The organism is Metabacillus niabensis (assembly GCF_902829255.1).
Taxonomy (GTDB): domain Bacteria; phylum Bacillota; class Bacilli; order Bacillales; family Bacillaceae; genus Metabacillus; species Metabacillus niabensis.
On sequence record NZ_CADEPK010000377.1, the window covers coordinates 1 to 6068 of the forward strand.

Here is a 6068-nt window from a genome sequence, read left to right on the forward strand (position 1 = left end):
AATATATCTCTTGCTTTGTTAGTCATCCTTACGTCAATGAATATGAAAGAACCATTGGAATTCTCAATCTTTCCCTCGTTAATCCTATTGTTAACGTTATTTCGTCTTGGATTGAACGTATCAACTACACGGGCAATTTTAGCGGAAGGTGATGCAGGGAAGGTTGTTGAAACATTTGGAACGTTTGTAACGGGCGGAAATGTACTTGTAGGAATGGTTGTATTCATCATTTTAATCGTTATTCAGTTTATTGTTATTACAAAAGGGTCTGAGCGTGTATCTGAAGTTGCAGCACGTTTTACACTCGATGCAATGCCTGGTAAGCAAATGAGTATTGACGCGGATTTAAATGCTGGGATGATTTCTGAGCAACAGGCAAGAGAACGACGTGAAAAAGTTGCAAATGAAGCAGATTTTTACGGGGCAATGGATGGTGCTAGTAAGTTTGTAAAGGGAGATGCGATTGCTGGTATATTAATGGTATTAATTAATATGCTATTTGGCATCATTATTGGAATGATGCAAAACGGAATGTCGCTTCAAGAGGCAGCGTCTCATTATACAATGTTAACAGTCGGGGACGGAATCGTTAGCCAAATTCCCGCATTATTGATTTCGACAGCGACTGGTATTGTCGTAACAAGAGCGGCTTCAGATGGAAATCTTGGAGCTGACATTACAGCACAATTATTTGCCTATCCAAAAATGCTATATGTTGCTGCAGGAACAATATTTTTATTGGGCTTGTTTACTCCAATCGGAATCTTCCTAACATTACCAATTGCAGGCTTAATAGCTTTTGCCGGATATCGGATAGCAAAATCTAAAGAAATACCTGTTCAAGATGAAGACGAGGTTGAACAAGAGATTGAGATGGATGAAATGAAAAGTCCAGAAAGTGTTGTTAATCTTTTAAACATTGATCCGATTGAATTTGAATTTGGCTATGGATTAATTCCTTTAGCTGATACGAATCAGGGTGGTGATTTACTCGATCGAGTCGTCATGATCCGGAGACAATTAGCTATCGAATTTGGAATTGTCATACCAGTTGTTCGAATCCGGGATAATATTCAGTTGCAGCCAAATGAATATCGTTTGAAAATTAAGGGGAATGAAGTTGCAAAAGGTGAGATTTTACTTGATCACTTTTTAGCGATGGCTCCTGGAATGGAAGAAGATTCAATAGAAGGAATAGATACTGTTGAACCATCATTTGGATTACCAGCTAAATGGATTACTGAAGAGGTAAAAGACACTGCAGAAATGTATGGCTACACTGTTGTCGATCCACCTTCTGTCGTTTCAACACATATTACTGAAGTGCTGAAGCAAAATGCACATGAATTACTAGGAAGACAAGAAACAAAACAATTAATCGATCATTTGAAGGAATCATATCCGATATTAGTAGAGGAAGTTACACCAACTCCACTAAGTATCGGGGATATCCAAAAGGTGTTAGCGAAGCTTTTACGAGAAAAGGTTTCGATTCGAAACTTACCAGTTATTTTCGAAACATTGGCTGACTTTGGTAAAATGTCTTCTGATTCTGAACTATTAGGTGAGTATGTAAGACAAGCACTTGCAAAACAAATAACGTCGCAATATGTTGACCAAGATCAACTTTTAAAAGTTGTGACATTATCAGGGAAAGTAGAAAAAATGGTTGCAGAAGGTGTACAGCAAACAGAACATGGAAATTACTTATCATTAAGCCCAGACATCTCACAAGCAATCATTGAGGCAATAGCGAAGGAAGTTGAAATGCTTTCATTGCAGCAGCAAACACCAATTATTTTATGTTCACCTGCTGTAAGAATGTATGTAAGACAGCTTACGGATCGATATTTCCCGCACGTTCCAATCTTATCCTATAATGAATTAGAAGCAAATGTTGAAGTACAAAGTGTTGGGGTGGTGAATGTAGATTGAAGGTAAAAAAATATATCGCACCATCAATGCAAGAGGCTATGAAGAAAATTCGTTCAGAGATGGGAAATGACGCGGTTATTTTAAATTCGAAGGAAGTTAATACAGGTGGTTTTTTTGGTCTTTTCACGAAAAAGAAAATTGAAGTGATTGCTGCGATGGATCCTGATGTTCCATCACAGCAGAAACCAAGCAAGAAGCCTGCACCATTTATAAATGAACAGTCAAAAATGATGGTTGAAAATCCTCAAGTACTTAAACAACCGAATGATGATTTGGTCATGGAGATAAAAGAACTAAAAAATATGCTCCAATCTATCCCAACTACAGAGCAAAGTAATATGTATCCAGAACCTTTAAAGGAAATTCTCGAACAAATGAAAAATCAAGAGGTTCATTCACGATTAAGAAACGAAGTGATGGCTAAACTATTAGAATTTTGGTATGAGCAAAACGGTGCGGCTACTATCCAACAGTTAAAAGAAAAACAATATGAATTTTTTGAAGCACAATTAAGTGAATTATCCTTTGGGGGAATCTCTTATCAAAAAAAATACATTAATGTAATAGGGCCAACAGGTGTAGGCAAAACTACGACGTTAGCTAAGCTTGCGGCCGAATGCGTCATTGAGAAAAGAAAAAAAGTTGCGTTTATTACAACAGACACTTTTAGAATTGCGGCAATTGACCAGTTAAAAACATATGCAAAAATCTTAAATGTTCCAATTGAGGTTTGCTACAATCTTGACGATTTCAAAAACGCGAAAGAAAAATTGGCTAACTATGATTACATCTTAATTGATACTGCAGGAAGAAATTTTCTAGAATCACAATATGTTGATGATTTGCAGAAAATTATCGATTTTAATGATGAGATGGAAACCTTTCTTGTATTAGCAGCAACTGCAAAGCCTTCCGATATGCTAGCAGTATATGAGCAATTTTCCGTTATTCCTATTAATAAGCTAATTTTTACTAAGCTTGATGAAACCTCAACGAGAGGTCCATTATTTGACGTTATGATTCGCACTAAAAAAGGTATAGCATATACAACACATGGCCAAAATGTCCCAGATGATATCGAAATGGCAACTAAAGAACGTATAGTCGAACAGATATTGAGGTAGTGATATGGTGAATGATCAAGCAGCGCGTTTAAGAGAACGGTTAATGGCATTAAAATCTCAAGCAAAATCTATAGCGGTTGTAAGTGGTAAAGGAGGAGTTGGCAAATCAAACTTTTCGTTAAACTTCTCACTATCCTTACAAGCGTTAGGGAAAAGAGTATTGTTATTCGATTTGGATATTGGAATGGGTAATATCGATATTTTAGTAGGTGAGAGCTCTCCCTATTCAATTGTTGATTACTTTGAAAAGCAATTATCTCTCATTGATATTATAAAAAATGACCCATCTGGACTTGATTATATTTCAGGGGGAACTGGCTTGGGGACCATTTTCAAGCTCGATGACGGAAAATTTGAACGATTTACAAGTGAATTAGAGCTGTTATTTAAAGCATATGATTTTGTTATTTTTGATATGGGTGCCGGAATTTCCGAGGATAGCATACAATTTATTCTCGCTGTTGATGAAATTATTGTCATTACAACACCAGAACCAACAGCGATAACAGATGCGTATGCTGCAATGAAATATATTACTCTAAAGGATTCAACGATTCCATTTACACTTGTGATTAATCGAGTATTCAATCAAAAGGTTGGCGAAACAACCTTTAAGAGGTTAGCGAGCGCGATGACTAGTTTCATGCAGAGAGAAATAACTTTACTTGGTATGATTCCGGATGATTCTACGATAATGAAAGCTGTTATTAATCAAAAACCATTTGTGCATTTTCAACCAAATTGCCCTGCCAGTAAAGCGATTGCAACTCTTTCAAATGAATTTTTGATGAGAACGAATTCCTTAGATTCAGCTGTTTATCAAAAAACACCTTTTATAGCGAAATTAAAAAATTTCTTCATGAAAGGTAGGTAAAATGATGAAAAAAATACGAGTGTTGATAGTAGATGATTCTGCTTTCATGAGGAAACTTATTACAGACTTTCTTCAAGAGGAAGAAAGTATTGAGGTTATCGGTACAGCAAGAAATGGGCAAGATGGATTAAAAAAAATTGAATTGCTAAACCCAGATGTTGTGACGATGGATGTCGAAATGCCTATTATGAATGGACTAGAGGCATTAAAGGAAATTATGCGAAAATATCCAAGGCCTGTCATTATGTTATCAAGTACAACGAAAGAAGGAACCGATAATACAATTAAATCGTTACAATATGGTGCATTTGATTTTATCGCAAAGCCTTCTGGTGCAATTTCTTTAGATTTATTTAAGATAAAGGAACAACTGAAAGAAAAAGTAAAGTTAGCAGTAACAGCTAACTTCAAAAATAAACAAATTCTAGTAAGAAATGAAAAAAATATCCCCCACCAAATTAAAGAGTATAGTAAAATAGACACATACAGTGAGAAAAGTACTACTTACTCTGAGGAAAAAAGACTAAAAGATAAAATTGTTTGTATCGGAACATCAACTGGAGGCCCTAGAGCCTTACAACATGTGTTACCGAAGTTACCTAAAGATATTGATGCACCTATTTTCATCGTACAGCATATGCCTCCAGGATTTACGAATTCCTTAGCAAATCGTTTAAATTCGATGTCTTTCATTACTGTTAAAGAAGCAGAAAATGGCGAAATTGTTAAAAAAGGAACAGCATATATTGCACCCGGTGGTTCTCATATGCATGTCATTCAAACGGGTACTTCACTAGTGATTAAAGTTGATAAATCGGAAATAAGAAATGGACATAGACCTTCAGTTGATGTGATGTTTGAATCAATTAGTCAGTTAAAGAATTACTATAAAGTTGCAGTTATTATGACAGGCATGGGATCTGATGGAACGGAAGGATTAAAACGGTTGAAAACGACTGGAATAGTTGATGCAATTTCGGAATCAGAACAAACTGCTGTTGTTTATGGTATGCCTAAATCAGCATATGCTACCCAACTTGTTGACAAAGTTGAACATGTAGAAGATATTGCAGCTTCAATCATGAATTTTATAAAAAAATAGGGGTGTCACCTTATGGAATTGAATCAATACTTAGAGGTTTTTATTGAAGAAAGCAAAGAGCATCTACAGGCTTGTAACGAAAAATTATTAGAACTAGAAAAAAATCCCAATGATTTATCGATTGTAAATGAAATTTTTCGTTCTGCCCATACATTAAAAGGTATGAGCGCAACGATGGGATATGAGGATTTGGCAAATTTAACACATCAAATGGAAAATGTGTTAGATGCTATTCGAAATGAAAAATTAACTGTTACTTCAGCAGTTTTTGATGCAGTTTTTGCTGCGGTTGATGATTTAGAGGAAATGGTCTTTTCAATTGCTGAGGGTGGAGATGGAAAGAAGGATGTTTCAACAGTTTTAACGATGCTTAAAAATATTGAAAATGGTGGCAGTAATGCTAGTAAACTAGCAGAAAATCAAGTTGCTGCAACACTAGAATCTCCTTCACAAGCAAAACAAGAATACGATGACTTTGAGTTTACTGTTATTCAACAGTCAAAGGAGCAGGGGTTTACTGCTTACGAGCTAACGATCAATTTGCGTGAAGATTGTTTATTAAAGGCTGCAAGGGTTTTTATGGTTTTTGAAATACTTGAGCAGCTTGGAGAAGTTATTAAATCAGTTCCATCTGTTGATATGCTGGAAGAAGAAAAGTTTGATTCACAATTTTCTGTAGCAATCGTATCAAAGGAGTCTGCTGAGGACATTAAATTAAAAGTGATGAAGGTTTCAGAAATTGACAATGTAAGTATAACGACCATTGAGCCTGAAACGATGATGAATCAAAACGGTAAGGATGAAGCTGCTACAGCAACTCCTAAGAAAGAGGAAATTGCTAAAGAGGAAAAGGCAGAGAAGAAATCCGTATCAAAGCAAGTAACGACGACGAGTTCAAAAACAATCCGTGTAAATATCGAACGTTTAGATATTTTGATGAATTTATTTGAAGAATTGGTTATTGATCGCGGTAGACTCGAGCAAATATCAAAGGATTTAAATAATAGTGAATTAGATGAAACAGTTGAAAGAA

Annotated in this window: 5 protein-coding genes; all 5 read left to right on the forward strand. The window is 35.6% G+C overall.

The genetic code is table 11. From position 1 onward, the window contains the following. A partial coding sequence (gene flhA / locus HU235_RS22020; RefSeq protein WP_174881598.1) for a flagellar biosynthesis protein FlhA occupies nt 1–1935 on the forward strand: 1935 nt, incomplete at its 5' end. Next, on the forward strand, nt 1932–3059 hold the full coding sequence (flhF, locus tag HU235_RS22025) for a flagellar biosynthesis protein FlhF (RefSeq protein WP_174881599.1): 1128 nt from the start codon (nt 1932–1934) through the stop codon (nt 3057–3059). The genes flhA and flhF, both read left to right, overlap by 4 nt. Nucleotides 3060–3063: 4 nt before the next feature. Then, nucleotides 3064–3933 (forward strand): MinD/ParA family protein, encoded by an 870-nt coding sequence (locus HU235_RS22030; RefSeq protein WP_233452360.1) that lies wholly within the window; start codon nt 3064–3066, stop codon nt 3931–3933. A gap of 4 nt (nt 3934–3937) precedes the next feature. Next, nucleotides 3938–5035: a protein-glutamate methylesterase/protein-glutamine glutaminase gene (locus tag HU235_RS22035; RefSeq protein WP_174881600.1), complete on the forward strand. Its 1098-nt coding sequence runs from the start codon at nt 3938–3940 to the stop codon at nt 5033–5035. Nucleotides 5036–5047: 12 nt separating this feature from the next. Beyond that, nucleotides 5048–6068, forward strand: a 1021-nt coding sequence (locus tag HU235_RS22040; RefSeq protein WP_174881601.1) for an Hpt domain-containing protein, incomplete at its 3' end; no start/stop codon positions are given.